The sequence below is a fragment of the Magnetospirillum sp. WYHS-4 genome (assembly GCA_039908345.1).
Classification (GTDB): Bacteria; Pseudomonadota; Alphaproteobacteria; order Rhodospirillales; family GLO-3; genus JAMOBD01.
In genome coordinates this window covers 36,998-58,196 of record JAMOBD010000001.1, presented here as the reverse complement: position 1 = coordinate 58,196, position 21,199 = coordinate 36,998, and the positions used below count along the sequence as shown (strand labels likewise).

The 21,199-nt window shown below is 66.5% G+C and carries 23 protein-coding genes; 2 read left to right on the top strand and 21 right to left on the bottom strand.

All coding sequences use genetic code 11. The features are described from left to right. Positions 1–39: 39 nt before the first annotated feature. From H7841_00310 to H7841_00235, 16 genes are read right to left on the bottom strand one after another with little or no spacing between them, the layout of a single operon-like run. Positions 40–1,770, bottom strand: coding sequence for an LIC12162 family protein (locus H7841_00310; protein MEO5335324.1), 1,731 nt, complete (start codon positions 1,768–1,770; stop codon positions 40–42). Continuing rightward, on the bottom strand, positions 1,767–2,483 hold the full coding sequence (locus H7841_00305; protein MEO5335323.1) for a WbqC family protein: 717 nt from the start codon (positions 2,481–2,483) through the stop codon (positions 1,767–1,769). The genes H7841_00310 and H7841_00305 overlap by 4 nt, the downstream gene beginning before the upstream one ends. Continuing rightward, the gene (locus H7841_00300; protein MEO5335322.1) at positions 2,480–2,950 is read right to left on the bottom strand and encodes a GNAT family N-acetyltransferase; all 471 of its coding nucleotides are present in this window, start codon (positions 2,948–2,950) and stop codon (positions 2,480–2,482) included. Before H7841_00300 ends, H7841_00305 begins: the two co-directional genes overlap by 4 nt. A gap of 5 nt (positions 2,951–2,955) precedes the next feature. Beyond that, positions 2,956–4,011, bottom strand: coding sequence for an N-acetylneuraminate synthase family protein (locus H7841_00295; protein MEO5335321.1), 1,056 nt, complete (start codon positions 4,009–4,011; stop codon positions 2,956–2,958). Then, entirely contained in the window at positions 4,008–5,018 is a 1,011-nt protein-coding gene (gene pseG / locus H7841_00290) for a UDP-2,4-diacetamido-2,4,6-trideoxy-beta-L-altropyranose hydrolase (GenBank protein ID MEO5335320.1), read from the bottom strand. The genes H7841_00295 and pseG overlap by 4 nt, the downstream gene beginning before the upstream one ends. Next, the gene (locus H7841_00285) at positions 5,015–6,289 is read right to left on the bottom strand and encodes a DUF4910 domain-containing protein (protein ID MEO5335319.1); all 1,275 of its coding nucleotides are present in this window, start codon (positions 6,287–6,289) and stop codon (positions 5,015–5,017) included. The genes pseG and H7841_00285 overlap by 4 nt, the downstream gene beginning before the upstream one ends. Beyond that, a complete protein-coding gene (locus H7841_00280; protein ID MEO5335318.1) occupies positions 6,286–6,540 on the bottom strand; it encodes a hypothetical protein in 255 nt (84 codons plus the stop codon). The genes H7841_00285 and H7841_00280 overlap by 4 nt, the downstream gene beginning before the upstream one ends. Before the next feature lie 3 nt (positions 6,541–6,543). Continuing rightward, on the bottom strand, positions 6,544–8,103 hold the full coding sequence (locus H7841_00275) for an amino acid adenylation domain-containing protein (GenBank protein ID MEO5335317.1): 1,560 nt from the start codon (positions 8,101–8,103) through the stop codon (positions 6,544–6,546). 21 nt (positions 8,104–8,124) lie between these two features. Further along, positions 8,125–8,937 carry an AAC(3) family N-acetyltransferase gene (locus H7841_00270; GenBank protein ID MEO5335316.1) on the bottom strand — a complete coding sequence of 271 codons (813 nt, stop codon included), beginning with the start codon at positions 8,935–8,937 and terminating at the stop codon, positions 8,125–8,127. Beyond that, complete coding sequence (locus H7841_00265) at positions 8,934–10,037, bottom strand: radical SAM protein (protein MEO5335315.1); 1,104 nt, start codon at positions 10,035–10,037, stop codon at positions 8,934–8,936. Before H7841_00265 ends, H7841_00270 begins: the two co-directional genes overlap by 4 nt. A gap of 6 nt (positions 10,038–10,043) precedes the next feature. Continuing rightward, complete coding sequence (gene pseB / locus H7841_00260; GenBank protein ID MEO5335314.1) at positions 10,044–11,072, bottom strand: UDP-N-acetylglucosamine 4,6-dehydratase (inverting); 1,029 nt, start codon at positions 11,070–11,072, stop codon at positions 10,044–10,046. A gap of 32 nt (positions 11,073–11,104) precedes the next feature. Continuing rightward, positions 11,105–11,785 (bottom strand): PIG-L family deacetylase, encoded by a 681-nt coding sequence (locus H7841_00255; GenBank protein ID MEO5335313.1) that lies wholly within the window; start codon positions 11,783–11,785, stop codon positions 11,105–11,107. A gap of 9 nt (positions 11,786–11,794) precedes the next feature. Beyond that, positions 11,795–12,568, bottom strand: coding sequence for a glycosyltransferase family protein (locus H7841_00250; protein MEO5335312.1), 774 nt, complete (start codon positions 12,566–12,568; stop codon positions 11,795–11,797). Then, positions 12,565–13,764 (bottom strand): UDP-4-amino-4,6-dideoxy-N-acetyl-beta-L-altrosamine transaminase, encoded by a 1,200-nt coding sequence (pseC, locus tag H7841_00245; GenBank protein MEO5335311.1) that lies wholly within the window; start codon positions 13,762–13,764, stop codon positions 12,565–12,567. Before pseC ends, H7841_00250 begins: the two co-directional genes overlap by 4 nt. Then, positions 13,761–14,261 (bottom strand): transcriptional activator RfaH, encoded by a 501-nt coding sequence (locus H7841_00240; protein MEO5335310.1) that lies wholly within the window; start codon positions 14,259–14,261, stop codon positions 13,761–13,763. Before H7841_00240 ends, pseC begins: the two co-directional genes overlap by 4 nt. Before the next feature lie 4 nt (positions 14,262–14,265). Then, positions 14,266–14,901, bottom strand: coding sequence for a winged helix-turn-helix transcriptional regulator (locus tag H7841_00235; protein MEO5335309.1), 636 nt, complete (start codon positions 14,899–14,901; stop codon positions 14,266–14,268). A 254-nt stretch (positions 14,902–15,155) separates the two neighbouring features. Here H7841_00235 and H7841_00230 point away from each other — a divergent pair, with 254 nt between their 5' ends. Next, a complete protein-coding gene (locus H7841_00230; GenBank protein MEO5335308.1) occupies positions 15,156–16,016 on the top strand; it encodes a glycoside hydrolase family 18 protein in 861 nt (286 codons plus the stop codon). A gap of 51 nt (positions 16,017–16,067) precedes the next feature. Next, positions 16,068–16,757, top strand: coding sequence for a 6-phosphogluconolactonase (gene pgl / locus H7841_00225; protein MEO5335307.1), 690 nt, complete (start codon positions 16,068–16,070; stop codon positions 16,755–16,757). Here the strand turns inward: pgl and H7841_00220 are convergent. The 5 genes from H7841_00220 to H7841_00200 all read right to left on the bottom strand — a co-directional run bounded on the left by H7841_00220 (position 16,747) and on the right by H7841_00200 (position 21,160). Continuing rightward, the gene (locus H7841_00220; GenBank protein ID MEO5335306.1) at positions 16,747–18,078 is read right to left on the bottom strand and encodes a nucleotide sugar dehydrogenase; all 1,332 of its coding nucleotides are present in this window, start codon (positions 18,076–18,078) and stop codon (positions 16,747–16,749) included. The genes pgl and H7841_00220 overlap by 11 nt on opposite strands. Positions 18,079–18,111: 33 nt before the next feature. Further along, positions 18,112–19,155 (bottom strand): N-acetylneuraminate synthase, encoded by a 1,044-nt coding sequence (neuB, locus tag H7841_00215; GenBank protein MEO5335305.1) that lies wholly within the window; start codon positions 19,153–19,155, stop codon positions 18,112–18,114. 2 nt (positions 19,156–19,157) lie between these two features. Continuing rightward, positions 19,158–20,333 (bottom strand): UDP-N-acetylglucosamine 2-epimerase, encoded by a 1,176-nt coding sequence (gene neuC, locus H7841_00210; GenBank protein MEO5335304.1) that lies wholly within the window; start codon positions 20,331–20,333, stop codon positions 19,158–19,160. 46 nt (positions 20,334–20,379) lie between these two features. Further along, a complete protein-coding gene (locus tag H7841_00205) occupies positions 20,380–20,856 on the bottom strand; it encodes a thermonuclease family protein (GenBank protein ID MEO5335303.1) in 477 nt (158 codons plus the stop codon). A 139-nt stretch (positions 20,857–20,995) separates the two neighbouring features. After that, a complete protein-coding gene (locus tag H7841_00200; GenBank protein ID MEO5335302.1) occupies positions 20,996–21,160 on the bottom strand; it encodes a DUF1674 domain-containing protein in 165 nt (54 codons plus the stop codon). Positions 21,161–21,199: the final 39 nt, after the last annotated feature.

Genomic DNA, 21,199 nt, shown 5'->3' with positions numbered 1-21,199 from the left:
GCGGAATATGGACCTGTCGCAGCTTGCCTTGCAAGGTGGCTACAGGCGGGCGATCTCCTTGGCCCAGTGCCACCACCAGAAGCGATCGCCCCAGGCATAACGGCGGCACCAGTCTTGCCGGGCCTTCTGGACGGAAGGGCTCCGCCACCAGCCCGGAATATCGTTCCAGACGGCGGCGGCGTGGACGGCCGCGGCGGTTCCGGATGGGTGCAGGATGCCGGTCTGTCGCAGGGCCTCGACCAAAGGTCTGGCTTGGCGGCTGAAAGCCCAGCAGTCGGGATCGAAGAAACAAAGAGTCGGCACGTCGGCCGCCAAGGCGACCGCCAGGGTCGTCCCCGGATGGTCGATGGCGGCGAGGCGGCAACCCAGGAGGGTGCGGGTCAGATCGCCATCGACCACCGCCAGGCCCGGTACCTGCGCTTGCATATAGGGGAGATCGAGCATTTCAGCCCGGGCCCGCAGGTAGGGCCGGTAACGGGTCCGACCACGCAAGGCCGCCGGCAGCCCTTCGAGGAAGGCGACCTTTTCCCGCCGGTGGGCCGGCCAATAGCCGTTGCGCGGAACCGGATCGACCTGATTGGGGCGCAAGCGAGACCGGGTACCGACAAGAACCAGATCGCCCGTGGTCTCGCGATGGCGGTTCGCCAGCTTGGACAGGAAGGGCGAAGGCAAGGGCAGGAAGCGCCCCGGCAGGTCATCCTGTTCCGTCCAGCCCCAGGTGACGAAGGCGTCGTGGTAGTATTCCAGAAGTTCCACCTGGGCGGTGAATTCCTCGCAGCCGTAGACCGCCCCGTGCTGGGTGCGCACCACCCGCTCTCCTGCCTCCATGGCAAAGCCGATCTCCCGGTTGGCGGCATCGTTGTAGATGGTGGCGGTGGTGACCAGCAGGCGCCCGGGCCGGTAGGCCTTCGCCGCCGCTTCGGCTTCCAGGCGGGCGAAGTCATCTAGGAAGGCCATCGGCATGGTGGCCGGCACCAGGATATCCTCCAACAGCGCCAGGAAGGGGCCGGGAAGACCAGCGGGCCGAGCGGATATCGGTTCGGGCAGCAGCGGTGGCAGGGCAGGTTTGGCGGGCTTCAAGGCGGCCAGGGCGGAAAAGGGTAGAACGGCCAAGGACATGCCGTGGACGCTATTGAACGGCAGCCGCCCGAACAGCCGGCGGGCAAATTGCCGCAAGGCGCTGGTATGGGTCGGGGGTTGGGAGGCCCGGTCCCGTTCTTCGGGAAGCGATACCCGTCCCGGCCGGGGAAGAATCCGCCAGCTTGGCGGCGTCTGCCGTTCGACGATCAGGGAGAGCAGCCAGAAGTCGAAATCCGGGTCCAGCAGGCCGTCATCAATGAAGCTGCCAGAATCGGCAAAACGCCAATTCACGGCTTCCGCCCCGGCAAAGGTCTCCACCGCGAAGGCCTGGCCTGGGCCACGGTTGGCAAAGGCGGCCACCCAATTCCACCGGATCCAGGCCGCTTCGGCCAGGAACTTCAGCCAGGGAACCAACTGGACCCACCAAAAGGCGGAACCGTGCCTGGTTCCGTGCCGGGCATTGAGAGCCTCGCCGACGCGCGGCAACAGCCAAGCCGTCAGTCCGTGACAACGGGTGACTTCCCGGCGCAGGTCATCGAAGTCTGGAAAGGGATCGCTGAAGCCCTGGAATTCCCATTCCGGCCAGACGGATTCGCTGCTTCCGAAGCACCAAGGGCCTAAGGCCGCGTCACGGGTGGGGTCGAAATCGTCCGGGATGGTCGACAGGAAGAGACGGGCTTTTGCGGTCATGGACGCAGGCCCCGGCTCCAGGTCTGGCCGTCGCGCAAGATGGCCGATGCTTCGGGCCCATGGTTGAGCAGCAGGTCGAGCGCCGCCATGTAGGGCTCGAACGCCCCCGCGTGGCACTGCCGGTATACGGGATGGCGGTAATCCTGGTAGACCACGCGAATGCCAGCTTCGGCGAACAATGACTCACGCAGGTACTCGCGTCCCAGGGCGCCCGAAACGTAAGTAGTGGCGCCGACCTTGCGGCAGATTTCCAGCACCAGTTCGTCCTTGGCTAGACGGCAATCCAGGCCGGAACTGGCGACGATCCGGCTTCCAATGCCGAAGGCGGCCAGCAGGTAGGCATCCAGCTCCGCAACCAAGCCGGCCAGCAACGGCCAAGGGCGGGCGTAGAGAGTTTCCAGGAAGGGCGCGTGCTCGGCGAAGAAGGGGGCCTTGCGGTAAGCCTGGGATAAGGTCGCCCAGTGCTTGCGTCCCCAATCTTGCCGGCAATCGACTTCCAGCCGGTCGATGGTCAGATCGCCGAAGCGCCCCTTGGTCAGCACCGGCACCGTCAGCCAAGTCCAGCCCTGGGCCGTTCGCACCCTATTGCGGTTGGTGTAGCTGTTTTTTTCGAACTGCACATGGTCCAGGACCACATGCAGGTCCGCCTCCGCGATACGCTGGTAATATCCTAGCCAAGCCAGATAGGCCGGCTGATTGACGGAGACGATCACGGCCGAGATTCCCGGCGGAAGGTAGAATGGCCGGCAGGACAGCCGGCATCCTGGGCAATGGGCCGAAAGCCCGCCTTGGCGAAGGCCCGGCGGCCCGGTTCGTTGTCGTCCCGGACATGAGCGATGACGGCAGTCGGGCCCCATGCCTCCTGCAGGTACAGGCAGCCCTGGCGAATGGCATCGACTCCGGCGCCGCGTCCGGTGAGCGGTCCCAGCAGGTAGACGGAAATCACCGCTTCTCCCGGAGCCCGGCGGTCGAAGCGCACCGCGCCGCCTTCCCGGCCGTCGACCGCAATCACCAGCAGACAGCGGTCGGAATCCGCCAGGGTACGGATCAGCCAAGCCGCATGTTCCTCCCAGGAGACGCCTCGTCCGGTGGAACTGCGGCTTACCAGATAAAGGTCGTTTCGCCAGGCGAACAGCTCTTCGGCATCCGACGCCCGGGCAGGACGGAGAGTTACCGCCACGGCGCTCAGGCATCCACCCGATCGGGCCCAAGAAGGGTTCCGGCCGGCGAGTCCGCTAGCAGCCGTCGGCCCAACAATAGATCCGCTTGGTAAGGCATCAGGCCAGTGCCTGGCCGGCGAAAGGCCAGGTCGGTGGGGGCAAGGACCGTTCCGGCCGGCAAGTCGCGGGCCGCGACGATGGACCGGCGGGCCAACTTGCGCATTTCGATCTCGGCCGGCGTTGGCACCAACTCGGATATTCCCATTTGGGCTTCCAAGCGGCGCACTTCGCGGACCAGGGCTGTCAATTCAACAGGATCGGCCGAAAAGCGATGGTCGGGGCCGGGCAGGTTGCGGTCCAGTGTGAAATGCTTTTCAATCACGCAGGCGCCCAGGGCGACCGCGCCCAGAGCGGCGGTGATTCCTTCGCTATGGTCAGAAAAGCCTACCCATTCTCCGGTGCGTTCGCGCAAGGCCGCCATCTTGCGCAGGTTCACCGAGGTATCGGGCGCCGGATATTCGGAAACGCAATGCAGCAATACGAAGCGCTGGGAGGTGGCGCTACGGATCGTCGATACGGCGCGGTCGATGTCGTCGGTGTCCGCCATGCCGGTGGAAATGATGAGCGGCTTACCCCTCGCCGCGAGGTCGGCCAGGAATGGAAGGTAGGTGAAATCGTCGGACCCCAGCTTGTAGGCGGCGACTTCCAGCCGATCCAGCAGTTCTACCGCCAGGCCGTCGCCGGGAGTGGAAAAAGGCACCAGGCCGCGGGCCCGGGCATGGGCGAACAGGCGGGCATGTTCGGCATGGGGCAATTCCAGCCGCCGGAACATCGCCAGCATGGATTCCCGTACCGCCTGACCCTGGGAGATGTATTCATAAACCTCGTCCGGGCTGTTGACGAACTCCTCAGCCTTGAAGGTCTGGAACTTGATGGCATCCACCCCGGCATCGGCGGCGGCGTCGATCATCCGCAAGGCCAAGTCCATGTCACCGTTGTGGTTGACCCCCACCTCGGCGATCACGAAACAGGGCTGTCCCGGTCCGACGGCCTTACTTTCCAGGGACAGTGCGGCGGTCATTCCTCGCATCCTTCCAATAGCAATCTCGCCAAGCGGTCCACGCCGCATCCGTCGATAAGGGCCCGTCCCTGCGATCCCATCGTCCGGCACTGTTCCGGATCGGCAAGCAACTCTCCTACTGTGGCGATGGCACGAGCCATCGTTGCCTTGCCGTTGCCCGCAAACCGGGCCACGCCGACCTTTTCCAAGAAGGCCGCTCCGATCTGGTTGTCGGCGGTGGAAACGATCACCATCGGGACCCCCAGGGCGCAAAGTTCCAGGCTCGTGGAGCCGCCGGCGCAAAGACCTAGATCGGCCGTGGCCATCAGAGGCACGATGTCAGTGGGGCCGCTGACGCGGAAGCGATCCCGGACGGCGGCCGCGGCATCCCGGACGGTGGCCAGGCCTGCCGGACCAGCCGTCACGATCACATCGGCGACGAAGGGGACAGGGAGATCGCGCAGGGCTTTCATCGCGGCCAGGGCCAGATTGTCTTCATCGTCGCCCCCGAAAGTAACCAACAGGCGCGGGATGACCCCCACGGGTCGTGCCCGCTTCGTCAGGGCACGCAAGGCCCGGCGCAGAGCGAGGTAGCGGAGGCCGCGCAAAACGGTGGTTCCGGCCGGATACGAACAAGTTTCGGCCCCCGGATTCTGGTTGACGACCCAGTCGGCCACCGTTGCCGTTAGCCCCAAGTCGTCGTATTGCATCAAGGGCAGTCCGCTTGTCTTCAGGGTGGCAATGTAACCGGGATCAAAGGCATAGCCGTCTGCCACCATGGCCCGGGCCTTCAGGTGTCGGGCGGAGGCCAGGGCGATCTCCCCGTCCTTGCGACTGCCGCGCGGCGCGCCGACAGGAATGATCGCCGCCCCTTCGCCGCGCCACTCGTTCACGGCCGGGAGGTCCGGGGATACGGTTGCCAAACCCACCGCCTCGCCTCGGTCGCGAAGAGCCTGGGCCAGGGCCAGGCAACGCATGAGATGGCCGCTGCCGATGCCCGGACCACCGTCGGCGCGGAAAAGGATCACGGTTCGATCGCCGCGATCAGGCCGGCCTCGACGCAACGGTCGGCGGCTTCACGAATCGTATCGAACGAAAATCCGCTGCGACGGGCAATCTCCAGCAGGTCCGTCGCTTCATCAGTCAAGCTCCAAACCCAAGGAATGGCGCGGACGCTCTCGGCGCGCAAGGCGGTGGCGCCCAGGGTCGGATAGAGGCCGCGGCGCCCGAACTGGGGCTCGCAATGGGGCATCAGGTTGCGGAAGCGCTCGTTGCCGTCCAGGGCCCGGCACAGGGCTTCCAGGACATCCACCGTTTCCACCAGGGCGTCGGCGGATACTCCTTCCAACCCATCCAGAGAGGTATGGTACTCGGGAAAGCAGGTTTCCTCGCGTGTGAGTGATCCCACCGGCAGATTGAAGGCGGGGGAACAGTACTGGCGCTCGTCACTGCCCGCCGGTGCGAAATCTTCCACCTTCAGCGGTGCCTGCAGCACTATCTCGGCGGTCCGGTCGGCCAGGGAATCGCCCCGGCGCGACCGCTTGTAGCGGAAAGGCCGGTTCCTCCCGAAATTGGACAGCACGTAGCCGGCGACCAGATTGCGCTTCAGGTGGTCTCCGTAGTGGGCCAAGTAGGCGATACTGCCGATGGTTTCCGGAATGAAGACAAAGCGGTAGGTAAGCCGGCGGCGAGGCCATGCGGCCAAGCGCCGGTAAAGAAGCTGAGCGGCAATCATGCCGCAGAGTTCGTCCACCGCCATGGCGGGATGGCAGGTATAGGTGGAAAACAGGGCTTCCGCCTCGGTTTCTCCCGGAAGGACGGCTTGGGACAGGGTCAGGAAGCCGTCGAACAGACGGGTATCCACCACCACCCGATAGTTACCCGGAGGCAGGGCCTCTCTTTCCCTCTGAGTCAGACAGAACCCCCAGCGTGGCGCGTAATAGCTGGTAATGTAGGGAATAGCATCCGGTCGGTCGGGCAAGCTGTGGAGGTGTTCGTCAAGATCTTCTCGCGCCAACGTGCCGCGGAAGGGGATCGAATAATTCACCAGCCGTAACGGATGGTCGGCCACGTCCAGAATCCGGCGACCGTCGGGGGCTATCACATAAGCCTCGCGGACCTCCCATTCCTGGGGGACGGTCCAATCGAAGACCTGCGTGCCGGAAGCGATTTCCCGGCGGTCCAGAGGCATGATCTCGGCCAAGATATCATGGGTGCGGCGCACCCCGGCCCCGGTGATGCTGCGGTGGAGCGGAAACAGGCGTTCCAGCAGGGTCTGGGCGTCGATGCGGTCGTTCATGCCTTCGCTGCCAGCTTCGCCGCCAGTTCCGCCACCACGGCTGTCTCGCTCAGCATACGGATGGTCTCTGAGTGGCTGAAGGATACGGCGAAGTCCTGTTCCAGGCGCTCGATCAGGGCCATATGACCCAAGGAATCCCACTTTTCCACAAGCTCGGTGTCCAGCCTCGTCGGCAGGGCCGCGGGGTCCAGTTCGAACAGTTGGACCAACAAGTCGCGGACGCGGGAAGCGAGGTCGTCGCGGTGGTGCATGGGTTATTCCTTTGCTTCGACCATCGTCTTGAGGGCGATGCGGTCGATCTTGCCGTTGACGTTGCGGGGCAGATCACCTTCGACCACGAAAATACGGGAGGGAACCATGTAACCGGGCAGGCTGCGGGCCAAGTCATGGGACAGGTCCTTCTCGGCCAAGCCCCTGCGACCTGTGACGAAGGCAATCAGGCGTTTGTCGTAGCCTTCGTCGCCGATGGCGATCACAGCAGCATCCCGAACCCTTTCGTCACGCTCGATGGCGTGCTCGACTTCCTTCAGTTCGACCCGGTGGCCGCGCACCTTGATCTGGCTGTCGGCCCGTCCGACATAGACATGCAGCCCGTCCGGGCGCTCCCGTAGCAGGTCTCCGGTCCGGTAGACCCGGCTTGGCAGGACGGGATCACGGGGATCGGGGACGAAGACGGCGTCGGTCTGGAAGGGGTTGGCCCAGTAGCCGGGCGAAAGCTGCGAACCGGCGACCACGTTTTCCCCGACCTCGCCCAGATTCGCCGGGTGGTCGCCGTCCAGCAGCGTGACCCGGGTTCCTGGCAAAGGATGTCCGACCGGAACGGGCTGTTCCGGGTCAAGATCGGCAGGAATGGCGTACCAGTGGGAGACGATGGCCGTCTCCGTGGTGCCGTACATATTGAAGACCCGGCTTCGCGGATGGGCATCGTACCAAGCCCGCACTAGGCGGGGCGGCAGGGCCTCGCCGGTCAGCAGCAGATGGGAGACGCTCTCCAATTCCAGATGGGCAAGTTGGCCGGAATCGCGAATGCTAGCGATCACGCTGGGTACGGTGAACAGCACGTTGATCCGCTGGTCGCGCAGGAACAGCCCGGGATCGATACGATACTTGCGCTTGTTGAAGGGGACGATAGCCCCCCCCCGTGCCCAGCCGTGGAACAAGTCGAAAATCGACGGATCGAAGGTCAGGTCCGAGAAATGGGCGAAACGCGCCCCTTCGGGAATGGCGAAGAATTCGTCGCAAAGGGACAGGAACTGGGTGGTGTTCCGATGCAGGACCATCACGCCCTTCGGGGTTCCTGTCGAGCCGGAGGTGAAGACGATATAGGCCAAGTCTTCCGGGGTGGAAGCGACGCGGCCGGGGCAATCCGGCGAGGCGGCGGCCAATTCGGCCTCTCCCGGCAGACCCTGGCCCTGTGCCTTGTCGCCCAAGGCGACCAGGGGCACCGGCAGGCCGTCGTCCCGCAAGCGGCGGGCGGCGGCCAAGTGGGTGCCGTCCACCACCAGGGCGACAGGCCTGAGGGTTTCGATCAGGAACTTCAACCGGTCGTGGGGAAAGGCTCCGGACAGGGGAACCCAGCAGGCCCCGGCCTTCAGGGCGCCAAGGACGGCGGCATAGGCGTCGGCATTCTTTTCGGTGAGGATGCAGACCCGCCGGTTGGGGCCTGCCTCCAGGCCGCGCAGCAGGTGTGCCAGGCGGTTGGCCCGGGCCTCCAGGTCCCCATAGGACGTGGCGGTGCCATGGTCGTCCACGGCGATGGCTTTCGGCCGGGATCGGGCGGTGCGTTCGAAGAAGTCCTGCTGGTAGAAGAGCATTATGGCTATCTCCGGCTCGGATCAGGCAATGGGAGGCTGGCTGGGCGCATAGGCTGGCGGCTCGTCCAGGAAGTAATGGATGTCCTCCTTCAGGGCGGCGACGCCTTCCCGGTACGCATCCGACATGCGCAGGGCGCGGGCCACGCCGCCACCGAGAGGGGCTTCCCGCAAGATGCCGCGTTCGCGCAGGCGCTGTTCGAAGCGCCCCAGGGCGTAATCGCGGGAACAATGCAGAAAGCGGAGCGTCGTGACCACCGGCGGGTCGAAGGGCCGGCCATCGTCGGTCACCGGCGCAGAAAACAGCTTGTTGTAGACATAAGGAACGCCGAAACGGTGCTCGATATAGCGGGCCAGGGTCATGAACATCAATCCGCAGCCCAGGAACAGCATCTCGGCGTCCAGTTGGAACAACCGATCCCAGGCGGAATCGGCCCCGAAGGCGGTGGCCGTACCGCCATCGCAGATGAATTCAGCCTGGGGACCCAGGGCGGCGACGCTGAAGATCGGGTTGAGCGACCGGCAGATGCCGGGAAATCCCAGGAAGCTGGCCGGGACCACGCCCAGAAGCTTGCTGGGCGGCGTATGCCTGAGATCGAAGACTCCGGTCTTCCCGTAGTCCCAGTTGGCGGCCGGCATGGCCAAAGTGCCATCGGGCGCAATCCGGTCCAGCAGGGCTTGGATTACCACCGGGGGCTGCTCTCTCAGCGGCACTCCTTCCAGGCGGCCGATCTCGAACAGGGAGGAATGCAGTACCAGGGTGCCGGCACCCCGGCGGATGCCGATGGCATCCAGGGCGTCATCCAGATCGGCAAGGCTGTAGGTGTCCTGGCTCACGGTTCGTCGTGCCCGTCCAAATACCAGGTCAGCATGGTGCCGTCTGGCTCCTCTACCACGCTTTCCGGCTTGGCCCAACTGGGGTTCCAGCGCTGCCGATCCTGGATCTTGAAGCCGGAGCGCAGTAGGACGGCGTTATCCGATTCGCGGCGATCAACGACCGCCCCTTGGTAGAGCACGATCTTGCCGATATCGCTGAGCACCGCGTAACGAGGTTTGCCGCGCCCAGAGAATTCGCCGCAGGATGAAATCCGGAGCGCCAAATCCAGCCCTTTGGCCAACGAGGTACGATGGTGGCTCATGCCCATCATGGGGATGGCATGGAACAGGTAGTGGGCCTCGATGCCGTGCTTGCGCAGCAGGGAATAATGTTCCACCAGGGTGTCGAAGTCGTCGTTGACTCCCTTCAGCAGGGGGTGCTGGTTGTAGATGCGAAACCCAATATCCTGCAAACGCTTTATGGCGTCTGTCGACTCGGTCCAGAACTCGACAGGATGGTTGACGTTTACCCCCAGTTCGAACCGGAAGTCCGGGAAGGTGGTGAACATCTCCAGCATCGCCTCGTCGATGCGGTCCGGGTCCTGGAAAGGAACACGGCTGCCAATGCGCACGGTGCGGATATTGGGGGCGTGGCGGGCAAGTTCGGTGAGAGTGTGCCGGAGGAGCGGCAGGGACATCAGGGGATCGCCGCCGGTGATCAGGACCTCGTCCAGGTCGTCCCGCTGGCCGGCGGAACCGATGTAGCGTGCCGCGTGGGTGATGTCGTCCCGGCCCATGGTCTGGATGGGATACTGGCCGCGCAGGCACCACCGGCAATGGGCGGCGCAGACCGTGGTCGGCTCGATCAGGATGGTATGGCGGTAGAGTCGTTCGACTCCCTTCACCGGCCGGCCCTCGAATTCGAGATGCACCACGCACTCGTAATGTCGCCGCCGTTCGTTGGCGTGGATGGCGTCCTCAAGGGGGCTCCGCAGATATTGCCGTTCCAGCGCGCGCCATTCGCGGCTGTCCCGTCCCAGGCGCTGTTCGACGATCCCCATCTTGGCCTTCAAGAAGGGGGAAACCTGCTCGCGAAAGGCTCCATCCCTGGCGCCGGCCATGTCCCGTCAGTCCTTCAGGAAGGTGGTGAGTGTTTGGGAGTCGAGCCACTCCGGATTGCTGTCGCTGGCATAGCGGAAGCCGTCGGTCACCGGACGGCCGCCGGACGGCGAGGCGCGCTCCTCCCACCAGACGAAAGGCGGCTGGATGACGTAGCGATCATCAAGTTCGACGGTGGTGCGGGCGTCGTCCTCGGTGATCATCACCTCGTGCAGCTTCTCGCCCGGACGGATGCCGACTAGCTTGTGCGGCAGGCCGGGCGCCATGGTCCGCGCCAGATCGACGATGCGCATGCTGGGAATCCTGGGCACGAAGATCTCGCCGCCCTGCATGGTCGCCAGACTGGACAGCACGAAGTTGACACCTTGCTGCAGGGTGATCCAGAAGCGGGTCATGCGGTCGTCGGTGATCGGCAAGTGGTCGGCTCCCTGGGCGATCAGGTCGGCGAACAGCGGCACCACCGAACCCCGCGATCCCACCACGTTGCCGTAGCGCACCACGGCAAAGCGGGTTCCGTCGGCCCCCGCCAGGTTGTTGGCAGCGACGAAGATCTTGTCGGAAGCCAGCTTGCTGGCGCCGTAGAGGTTCGATGGATTGGCGGCCTTGTCGGTGGACAGGGCGACCACCCGCTTGACGTCGTTGCGCAGTGCCGCGTTGACGACGTTCTCGGCCCCCCAGACGTTGGTATGGATGCATTCGAAGGGATTGTACTCGGCGGTTGGCACCTGCTTCAAGGCGGCGGCGTGGATCACGTAGTCGACGCCCCGCATGGCCATTTCCAGTCGCCGTTCGTCGCGCACGTCGCCGATGAAGTAGCGCATGGCCGGATAACGCTCGGTGGGCAGGTCGCGGGCCATCTCGAATTGCTTCATCTCGTCGCGCGAGAAGACGATGACGCGGCGGGGCTTGAAGCGCTCGAGGATGGTGCGCACGAATTGTTTGCCGAAAGAGCCGGTACCGCCGGTCACCAGGATCGTGCGGTCGTTCAGATCGATGGTGCTACCGTCGAAGTCGCGGATAATGGGGGAATTGGCCATGGGGGTGACAGTCCTCGCGGGTCGGAAAGGGGTCAGGGAGCGATTTCGCGGATGACCTCGAAAGCCTCCGCTGCGGAAAGGCCGGCCTGGACACCGCGCAGGCGGGCCAGGGCCGCCACGGCCTCGCGGGAGCGGGCGTGGGGGAAGGGACGCATTTCGGCGGCATAGCGGTCGATGGCCGCCAGCTTGCGGTCCAGCGTCTCTTCGATGCCTAGGTAGCGGGTGGGGCGGAAAGCCGGGCCAGTGGCCGGAGTCGACCACTCGGTCGACGATAGGGTCTCAAAGGCATAGAGCCGCCGCACTGGGCTACCGGGCAGCGGCCGGCAGGCGGTCGCTGCGGCCTGATGAACCAAACGGTGGTCCAGGTTCAGATCAGAACCGTGGTGGGTGTAGACGGTCTCGGGCGCCAGGACCTCGACATGCCGTTCCACTTCCTGCACCAGGTCGAGCAGGTCGAGACGGTCCAGGCGGTTGTCGGGCAGGCCCGCCAGGATCGGCGGCCGCGCGCCCAGGATCGCCGCCGCTTCCCGCGCCGTTGCCCGAAGATGGGCCAGGGCGACCCCGGCGTCGGCCTTGCCGGGACGGGAGGTTACGCCTTCGGCCAGGATGAGGATATGGACATCGTCGCCGGCATCGGCATGGCGGGCGATGGTGCCGCCGACGCCTAGGATCTCGTCGTCGGGATGTGCGGCTACGATCAGAACCGTCGCCATGGGGCCCTCTTATTCCTGGGAATGTCCGGCACGCCGGTCGGCGGCCAACGATTTCTTGAGCCCTTCCAAGGGATCGAAACCGGCGTTGATCCGCGCCAGTTCCGGTTCCCGCAGGACCACGGCCAGGGCGGCCTTCCAGGCGAAGGCGGCCGGGCCTGCGGGCAGGCGGGCGTAGATTTCCTTCAGGAAGGCATAGTCCTCGGGATGATCCAAAGTCCAGCGCCGAAAATGATGGTCGCCGTCGGGGCAGGGCAGATTGGCCTTGCGGGCTTCCGGGTGGTTGCGGATGAAGGGGCCCACATGTTCACGTTCGGACGGCTTGACCGCCTCGCGGGCGGCGCCTTCCAGCCAGGCGCGGGGGAAGGCCTCGCAGTCCAGGCCGTGCGGCCAGGTGGCCGGCATGTTGTTGCAGGCATAGGCGGCATCCGTCGCCGCCCGCAGGGCCAGGACCTGGCCGCAGACCTCGGGATCGATGAGCGGACAGTCGCTGGTCACCCGCAAAATCACGTCGGCGCCCGCCATTTCCGCCGCCTTGCGATAGCGGTCCAGTACGTCGGTTTCCGAACCCCGGCAGACCGGGACGCCGCAGCGTTCCGCTTCCGCCGCCACCGGATCGTCGGCGGCGTTGTCGGGGACGGCGCAGACCACCCGGTCGACGCCGGGAACGGCGCGGCAGCGTTCCAGCACCCGGGCCAGCACGGTGACGCCGCCCAGGTCCAGCAGCACCTTGCCGGGCAGGCGGGTCGATCCCAGGCGGGCCTGGACGATGGCGGCCGTGGTCATGCCAGGACCTCGGCCAGGGCGGCGGTCACCCGCTGGACGTCGGCTTCCGTGATGGCGGCCGACAGGGGCAGGGACAGGCAGCGTTCGTAGTAGCGGGCGGAACCGGGCAGGGGCGTCTCGCCGTAGCGGTCCCGGTAATAGGCCTGCCAGGCCACCGGAATGTAGTGGACCTGGGTGCCGATGCCGCGATCCCGCAGCGCCCGCATCACGGCTCCCCGGTCCTTGCCGATGGCGGCGAAGTCGATCAGGGAGATGTACAGATGCCAGCCCGGCCGGCAGCCGGGCACCCGCGCCAGCGACGCCAACCGGGGCGCCAAAGGAGCCAGGCGGGCGTCGTAGGCGGCGACGGCGGCGGCGCGGGCGGCGACGAAGCGGTCCAGCTTGCCCAGCTGCGACAGGCCCAGGGCGCACTGCAGGTCGCTGGCCCGGTAGTTGAAGCCGGGTTCCGCCATCTCGTAGAACCAGGGATTGACTTCCCCGTCCGGCCCGAAGGCCAGGTCGCGGCGGATGAAGTCCCTGGGCTCGCGCACCATGCCGTGGCTGCGCAGCAAGGCCAGACGGGCGGCCAGGGCGGGATCGTTGGCGGTCACCGCGCCGCCTTCGCCCATGGCGACGGTCTTGACCGGATGGAAGGAAAAGACCGTCATGTCCGCGTGGGCGCAGCCGCCCACCCGCCAGGCGCCGTTCCCGTAGGTGGTCCCCAGCGCATGGCAGGCGTCCTCGACCACCGCGCCGCCTTCGCGGCGGGCGATGGCGGCGATGGCTTCCATGTCGCAGGCCTGGCCGGCCAGATGGACGGGAAAGACCGCCTTGACCCGGCGGCCGGCGGCCTTGGCGGCGGCCAGGGCCACTTCCAGGTCTTCCGGCCGCATCAAGCCGCTGTCGGGATCGACGTCGGCGAACTGTACTTCGGCGCCCACGTAGCGGGCGGCGTTGGCCGTCGCCAGGAAGGTGATCGCGGGAACCACCACCCAATCTCCCGGCCCCAGGCCCAGGGCCAGGGCGGCCAAATGCAGGGCGGCGGTGCCGCTGGAACAGGAAACCGCGCCGGATGCGCCCACGGTCTTCGCCAGGGCGGCCTCGAAGGCGGCGACGGCGGGACCGGTGGTCAGCAACTCTCCCCGCAGCGCCGCCGCGACGGCGGCGATGTCGTCGTCTTCCACCACATGGCGGCCGTAGGGCAGGAAATCGGTCACGGAGCCTCCAGGGCGTTCAGGGGAACGCGGACCGGGACCGCGCGGCCCAGCAGGGTCAGGAGCACGGTCACCCGATCCTTGTCGGCCCGGCATTGAAACAGCGCGTCCATGTCGCTGAAGGGGCCGGACTTGATCTGGACCCGGTCGCCCTGGCGGAACGGCGGCGGTTCGTTCAGGTCGACCCAGCCCTCGTCGTCTTCGCGGGCCCGGATGGCCTCTACGATTCCCTCGGGCACCGCCGCCGGCTGGTCGCCGTGGCAGACCAGGTAGCTGACGCCGACCGTCGACAGGATGGCCCGCCAGCGCTGGTTGTCCAGGTCGGCCTCGACGAAGATGTAGCGGGGGAACAGAGGCGCCGGGACGATCTCGGTGCGGCGTGCATGTCGGCGCTGCTTCCGGTAGCGCGGCAGGTAGGCGCCGAAGCCCTGCCGTTCCAGATGCCGGCAGGCCTTTTCCTCTGACTGGGGGTGGGTATGCACGGCGTACCAGTGCTTCACGGCGTCAGCGCGGAGCTTGGCGGGAAACGTGGAGCAGGCGCGGCGCCAGCACCCGTTCCGCGGCGAACAGGCGCGTCATGCGCTCGAAGGTCTCCTGCGGCGCGCCCAGGTCGGTGACGACGATGGCGTCGACGGCGCCCAGTTCGTCGGGGTGGACAGCCACCGGCAGGCCGGCGAAGTGGGAGGTATCGGCAGCCGCATCCAGGAAGCCCACCAAGTCCACTTCGGCGTCGCGGGCGCACAAGGTGGCGATCTCGCCCAGGTCGCCGACGCCGGCCAAGGCGATGCGGCGCCAGCCTTGCTGGGCGCATTGGGTATAGACTTCGCCGCACTGGGTGCGGGCGTGGCGGAAGAAGTCGAAGGACATCGACAGATAGCGCGCCGTCAACTGGGACTTTTCCGCGAAGCCCTGTGGCGTCAGGTAATAGGCGTAACGATTGGCCGGCACCTGTTGCACCTTGACCAGGCCCTTGCGGACGCAGCGCTTAAGGTAGGCGTTGGCAAGCCCCAGGGCGATGCCCAGGTCCTTGGCCATGGAACGTTGGGTCATGGCGCTGTTCTCGTGGATGGCGTTCAGGAGGCCCAGGGTGATGTGGGCCTCCTCGTCCATCGCGGCGGATGAGGATTTGCTGTCGCTCATGGTTCGGACCGGGGAGACGTCGGGTACGCTACCGCCATTCGGGTGAAGGAAGCCTCCTCCCGCCGGCGCGTTCACGGCGCGAACACTAGCTTGTTCAGGCCGTGAACGTCAAGTCCGGGATGGGGGGATTTCGCGGCTTGCGCCAATGCTAGTGTCAGAAATTGTAGGTACCCGCAACACGATTAATATGATAAGGATATCACGTAATCACCGATATCATTTCGATGTTTCACAGCGATGACATGGAGCGCAAGATGACGACAGACGCATTCGTCGTATATGCCGACAAGCTATCCACTTGGTATCCACCCGAGGCCGTCCTCAACAGTTTCCTGAATAACGCCGGGTCTTTCAATCACCTGCTGCTGTCCTTCTGGACCCGCAAGGCCCCGCTGGACGTCGCGCTCGCCTGGTCGAACGGAACGTTTCCGCAGAATGCGATCGACCAGTTCCACCAGGCCGGCATCAAGGTTCTGGTGTCGGCCGGCGGCGCCACCGAAGAGCCGATCACGGCCGATCCCACCGGCGGTGCCGCCTATGGCCGGGCGGTTGCCGAATTCGCCAAGACCTACCGGCTGGACGGCGTCGATTTCGACATCGAGGATATCCACGCGCTTCAGGCGGGCACGGCCACCCAATGGCTGGCGGATGCCACCCGGGCGGTCAAGGACGTGCTTCCGGACGCCGTCGTCACCCATGCCCCGCAGGCCCCCTATTTCATGGGAGCCTACGCTTCCAACTACCTGCAGGTCGACGAGCAGGTGGGCGACCTGATCGATTTCTACAACATCCAGTTCTACAACCAGATGAGCACCGGTTACGATTCCTGTACGACGCTGATCGATCAGGCGGACGGCTGGGCCACCGGGACGGCGGTGAAGCAACTCATCGCCGCCGGAATCCCCCAGACGCGCATCGTCATCGGCAAGCCGATGACGCCGGGCGACGCCGCACCGGGCAATACCGGCTACATGCCGGTCGAGAACCTGGTGGGTTGCCTCGATTACGCGATTCATGCCGGTTCGCGGCCGCGGGGGGTGATGACCTGGCAATGGAACACGGACAACCTTGGCCTGAATGCCACCTGGAGCCAGGCGGTCGCCGGCCCCTTCTAAAGCCGATACCGGCCGATTGACTCGACAAGAGCCGGGGTCTAAGCCTGCGAAATGCTGGACGAACTAGCCTTTCCCGATCTGGCGGCCGGGGCGGCGGCCCTGGCGGACGCCCTGGCCGCGACGGTCGGGGAGGCCATCGCATCCCGCGGCCGGGCATCCATCGCCCTGTCGGGGGGACGGACCCCGGAACGGGTCCTTCCCCGTCTGGCGGCGGCTCCGTTGCCCTGGGACCGGGTGTCGATCACCCTGGCCGACGAGCGCTGGGTCGATCCCGGCCATCCCGACAGCAACGAGGGCTTGGTGCGCCGCTTGTTGCTGGACGGCAGCGCCGGGGATGCCGCGTTTTCCGGGCTGTACACGGGGGCGGCTACGCCCTGGGCCGGGCAGGCCGCCTGCGAGGCCCGTCTTTCCGCCTTTCCCTTTCCTCTGGACGCCGTCTTCCTGGGCATGGGGCCGGACGGGCACATCGCCTCGCTGTTTCCCGCCGAACCGGCCTTGCGGGTCTACCCCGACTGTTCCAGCCGGTGCGTCGCCGCCGCGGGGCCGGCCGGGTCGCACCCGCGCATGAGCTTGTCGCCCCGCGTCCTGCTCGACGCGCGCCGGATTTTCCTGATTCTTTCGGGCACCGACAAGCGGACGGCCTACGAGGCGGCCAAGCGCCCCGGTTCCCTGGTGGAGTTGCCGGTCCGCTTGATCCTGCACCAGGATCGCGTTCCCCTGACGGTCTTCCTTACGCCTTGACGATCTTCCCGTGGCCATTCGGCCCGGCGCGCAACGCGTTGCGGGTGTCGACCACCAAAGGCAGGGCTTCAGCCAGGGCGGCATAGTCGATGCCGTCGTGGTCGGTGCAGATCAGGGCCGCGTCGAAGGCCAGGGCGAAGCCGGCGGGCTCCCAGGCCACGGATTCGCGGCCGGCGAGACTGGCATGCTCGCGGGTCGGACCGATGACGGGGATGAAGGGATCGTGATAGGCGACCTGGGCACCGCGCTCCTCGAGAAGCTCGATCAGTTTGAGCGCGGGACTTTCCCGCATGTCGTCCACGTTCTTCTTGTAGGCGATGCCGAGCAACAGGATGCGGGCACCCTTGATGCTCTGGCCGAGGCGGTCGCTCAACGCCCTCACCAGGACGTCGATCACGTAGTAGGGCATCGACGTGTTGATCTCCCCCGCCAACTCGATGAAGCGGGTGGCGATGTCGAACTCGCGGGCCTTCCAGGTCAGGTAGAACGGATCGATGGGAATGCAGTGCCCGCCCAGGCCGGGTCCGGGATAGAAGGGCATGAAGCCGAAGGGCTTGGTCTTGGCGGCGTCGATGACTTCCCAGACGTCGATGCCCATGCGGGCGAAGACCACCTTCAATTCGTTGACCAGGGCGATGTTGACCGACCGGAAGATGTTTTCGGTCAGCTTCACCGCCTCGGCCGTTTCCATGGAAGACACGGGCACCACGCGATCCACCGCCCCGGAATAGAGGGCGGAAGCCAGCGCCAGGGCATCGGGGCCGTCGCCGCCCACCACCTTGGGGATCGTGGTGGTGGTATGGACGGCGTTGCCGGGGTCCTCGCGCTCGGGCGAGAAGGCGAGGAAGAAGTCGCGGCCGCTCTTCAAACCGCCCCGTTCCAGGATCGGCCGCATGTCGCCGGACGTAGTACCGGGATAGGTGGTCGATTCAAGGACGATCAACTGCCCGGGCCGCAGGGTCTTGGCGATGGTCTCGGTGGTCGATACGATGAAGCTGATGTCGGGTTCGCGTTGCCGGGTCAGCGGCGTCGGCACGCAAACCACGATGGCGTCCATGGCGCCCAGGCCGGAAAAGTCCTCGGTGGCGCGGAAGCGGCCCCGCGCGACGGCGGCGGCGACGCGGGCTGCCGGGATGTGGCGCAGGTAGCAGCGGCCGGCGGCCAGATATTCCCGCTTGGTGGGATCGATGTCGAACCCGGTGGTGTCGAACCCGGCTTCGACGAAGGCGAGCGCCAGGGGCAGGCCGACATAGCCCAGCCCGATGACGCCGATCCGGGCCTCGCGGTTCTCGAACCGCTTTCTCAGTTCCTCGACGGTCATGGCCGATCCCCCGATGCCGCTTCCGGCGCCGTCTTAATCCTCCGCGATGGGCTCGTCCAGCCCATAGTCGCGGGATGCGGGCCTTCCTTCCAGGTCCCAGAAGCGCATGGGCGACAGGCCGCCGCCCGGACGCTTGGCGCCCAGGTTGTCGGCGGTGAGGGCCTCGCCCTTGCGGATGGGGCGGATCGCCACCAGGCTGCGCCGGGCCACGGCGCGGGTCTCCAGTTCGGAGGACCGGGGCGTCTTGACGCCGTCGCCCAGCGCCGCCTCCACCTGACGGATTCCTTCGACCATGGCCGCCAGTTCGCCGGGCTCCAGGGATGCCCGGTGGTCCGGACCCGGCAGGCCGCGGTCCAGGGTGAAGTGCTTCTCGACGACCGTGGCGCCCAGGGCCGTTGCGGCCAGGGCGGCGGCAATGCCCGGCGTATGGTCGGAAAAGCCGACCGGCAGGCCGAAGGCTGCGCGCATCGTATCCATGGCCCTGAGATTGACGTCCTGGAACGGCGCCGGATACTCGCTGGTGCAATGGAGCAGGGTGATCCGGTCCCGCAGGATCGCCAAATCTTCCGGAACGGGACCTTTCTTGCCCCCATAGCCCCAGGCGAGAAGACCGAGGGCGTCCCGGACCTCGTCCAGGGTGCTCATGCCGGTGGACAGGATGATGGGGCGGCCGCTCTGGGCGGCACGCACCAGGAAAGGCCCGTTGGTGATCTCGCCCGAAGGAAGTTTGAGAACCGGCACATCGAGTTCTTGCACCAGGAAATCCAGGCTCGCCTCATCGAAGGGCGAGGCCAGGAAGCGGATGCCGCGTTCGCTGCAGCGTTCGGCCAGAACACGGAAATCGTCTTCGCCCAGTTCCAGGCCGCGTAGCATCTCGACCTGGGATTCCGCCCCGGCCGTGGTCCGGCGCTGGTAGCCGGCCTTGGGGGCGGCGGCGGTGGCCAGGGCCGCCGCCTTGAAGATCTGGAACTTCACGGCGTCCGCACCGGCCTGGGCGGCCGCCTCCACCAGATCGAGGGCCAAGGCCAAGTCGCCGTTGTGATTCACGCCCGCCTCGGCGATCACGAAGACGCCCATTGTCAACCTCCCGCCTGATCGACGAAGCGCTTGCGGGTCAGGCCCGCCAGCGGCACGGACTTGAGAATCGCCTTGATCCGGCCCGCGGCCCCCCCGCCCCCGTAAGGCGGGGTCTGGGCCTTGGCGCGGGCCCGGAAGCCGGGCGTCAGGGCTTGCCGGATCGCCGCGCCGATGGCTTGGCGGTCCGGGGCGCAATCGATCACCGATTCGGCATGGGGGCGGCCCTTCTGGCGGTCGCCGACGTTGATCGTCGGCACGCCGGCCGCGGGAGCCTCGATGATCCCGCTCGACGAATTGCCGATCACTGCGTCGGCCAGGCGCATCAGGCTCAGGTAGCGGCGCTGGCCCAGGGATTCGCGGAAGGCGGCCCGTTCCGGATGATCCTGGACGAAGCGGGCGATGGCGGCGGCCACCGCGTCGCGGCCGGGATCGGCGTTGACTCCGGTAAAGACGACCCGGGCGCCCGGAAAGGATTCCAGAGCTCCCAGGAACTCGGCCGTCGCTTGGACCGGCGGTCGGTCGCCCAGAGTCTCGGGATGGTAGGTCGCCAGGAACAAGGGCGCGGTCAGGGACAGGCCCAGGTCCGCCTCCAGGACCTCGCGCGGCAGGGGAGCCAACTCGGCGAGGGCGTCGACCCCCGGCGCCCCGACCACGAAGATGCGTTCCGGTTCCTCGCCCAACTGGCGGACCCGGCGGGCGAAGACCTCGGCGGCGACGAAATGGAGACTCGCCATCTTGGTGACCGCGTGGCGGATGTCGTCGTCGATCACCCCTTCGGTCAGTTCGCCGCCGTGGATATGGGCGACGGGGATTCCCTGGACCAGGGCGGCCTGGACCGCGGTCAGGATCTCGAAACGATCGCCCAGCACCACCACGACGTCGGGACGAAGACGGTCCAAGGCTTCGGCCATGCCCAGCAGGCCCCGTCCCATGGCACGGGCGGTGGTAAGGCCCGAATCATCATCGAGGCCCAAGGGCACCTCTGCATCCGGGACGAAGCCGTCGGCAAGAATCTCGTCGACCGTATGGCCGAAGCGGGATTCCAGATGCATGCCGGTGGCGAGAATCTGCAGCCGCAGGGAGGCATCGTCGCGGACGGCCGCCATCAGCCCCTTGAGCAGGCCATACTCGGCGCGGGTGCCCGTAACCACCGCGATGCGGCGTGCCGGAACGTCCATGACAGCGATCCTCCGCCGAAGAGGGTAGCCGTCCGGTGCCGCGGGATCAAGGCGGGGGGCACCAGGGCTGGCGCTTGCGGCCCCCGTAGGGCCGCGCCAAGCCGGCGCCGATTAAGGTCTGGGCGCAGTCGGTGCCTGCGGCCGTGGCCACCCTGGCCAGCACCCGGCCGCCATACTTGTCGTCGCGCACTTCGTGCAGGAACACGGGTCCGCCGGCTACCGAGGCCTCCAGCAGGTCCTTGGCCTTGGCGGCAAGGCGCCGTTCCTCCTCGCAAGCCCCATGCAGCTCGGGGGCGTCGATGCCGAGAATCCGCACCCGGGTTTCGACCTCCACCCCCACCCAGGGGCGGGCGCGGACCAGCAGGGTGTCGCCGTCCATCACCCGGACGACCCGGGCCTCCACCGGCCCCGGCACCGGGCCGCGCAGGCCGCTGGCGGCGGCCAGCAGGTCGCCGTCGGGGGCAGGCCCCCCGGCGATGCCCGCCAGAACGACGGCGATACGGGCGGTCCAATCGACCCACATGGCAACATACCCCTTGGACGAGCGTCATAGGACATTATACAATGTCGGCGTCAGAAAACAAAGTGTAAACATAACCAGCCCAAGAGTTCCGGGTGATGCCAGGCAACAATTTGAATTATATGGGTTTTGTCCGGGCGGATCAGAAGTCTATGCAGCGGCCGTTCTTCTCCCAGTCGCCGTAGCGGGTGGGTTCGGGACCCTTGGGGCCGCCAATCTCGCGCGGCTTGGCGGGTTCCGCCGCGGGCGGCTGGGGCGGCTCGGGAAGGGGCGGGGGCGCCGGCGCGCCCTTGCGATCGTCCGTCATGGGACTACATTAGCAGCGATGCGCTCCTCTGGCGATACG

Bases quoted from the DNA above. Each gene is read 5' to 3' on its own strand.
- H7841_00310 (MEO5335324.1), bottom strand. From the start codon at position 1,770: ATGACCGCAAAAGCCCGTCTCTTCCTGTCGACCATCCCGGACGATTTC.
- H7841_00295 (MEO5335321.1), bottom strand. From the start codon at position 4,011: ATGACCGCCGCACTGTCCCTGGAAAGTAAGGCCGTCGGACCGGGACAG.
- H7841_00285 (MEO5335319.1), bottom strand. From the start codon at position 6,289: ATGAACGACCGCATCGACGCCCAGACCCTGCTGGAACGCCTGTTTCCG.
- H7841_00280 (MEO5335318.1), bottom strand. From the start codon at position 6,540: ATGCACCACCGCGACGACCTCGCTTCCCGCGTCCGCGACTTGTTGGTC.
- H7841_00275 (MEO5335317.1), bottom strand. From the start codon at position 8,103: ATGCTCTTCTACCAGCAGGACTTCTTCGAACGCACCGCCCGATCCCGG.
- H7841_00265 (MEO5335315.1), bottom strand. From the start codon at position 10,037: ATGGCCGGCGCCAGGGATGGAGCCTTTCGCGAGCAGGTTTCCCCCTTC.
- pseB (MEO5335314.1), bottom strand. From the start codon at position 11,072: ATGGCCAATTCCCCCATTATCCGCGACTTCGACGGTAGCACCATCGAT.
- H7841_00255 (MEO5335313.1), bottom strand. From the start codon at position 11,785: ATGGCGACGGTTCTGATCGTAGCCGCACATCCCGACGACGAGATCCTA.
- H7841_00250 (MEO5335312.1), bottom strand. From the start codon at position 12,568: ATGACCACGGCCGCCATCGTCCAGGCCCGCCTGGGATCGACCCGCCTG.
- H7841_00235 (MEO5335309.1), bottom strand. From the start codon at position 14,901: ATGAGCGACAGCAAATCCTCATCCGCCGCGATGGACGAGGAGGCCCAC.
- H7841_00230 (MEO5335308.1), top strand. From the start codon at position 15,156: ATGACGACAGACGCATTCGTCGTATATGCCGACAAGCTATCCACTTGG.
- pgl (MEO5335307.1), top strand. From the start codon at position 16,068: ATGCTGGACGAACTAGCCTTTCCCGATCTGGCGGCCGGGGCGGCGGCC.
- H7841_00220 (MEO5335306.1), bottom strand. From the start codon at position 18,078: ATGACCGTCGAGGAACTGAGAAAGCGGTTCGAGAACCGCGAGGCCCGG.
- neuB (MEO5335305.1), bottom strand. From the start codon at position 19,155: ATGGGCGTCTTCGTGATCGCCGAGGCGGGCGTGAATCACAACGGCGAC.
- neuC (MEO5335304.1), bottom strand. From the start codon at position 20,333: ATGGACGTTCCGGCACGCCGCATCGCGGTGGTTACGGGCACCCGCGCC.
- H7841_00205 (MEO5335303.1), bottom strand. From the start codon at position 20,856: ATGTGGGTCGATTGGACCGCCCGTATCGCCGTCGTTCTGGCGGGCATC.
- H7841_00200 (MEO5335302.1), bottom strand. From the start codon at position 21,160: ATGACGGACGATCGCAAGGGCGCGCCGGCGCCCCCGCCCCTTCCCGAG.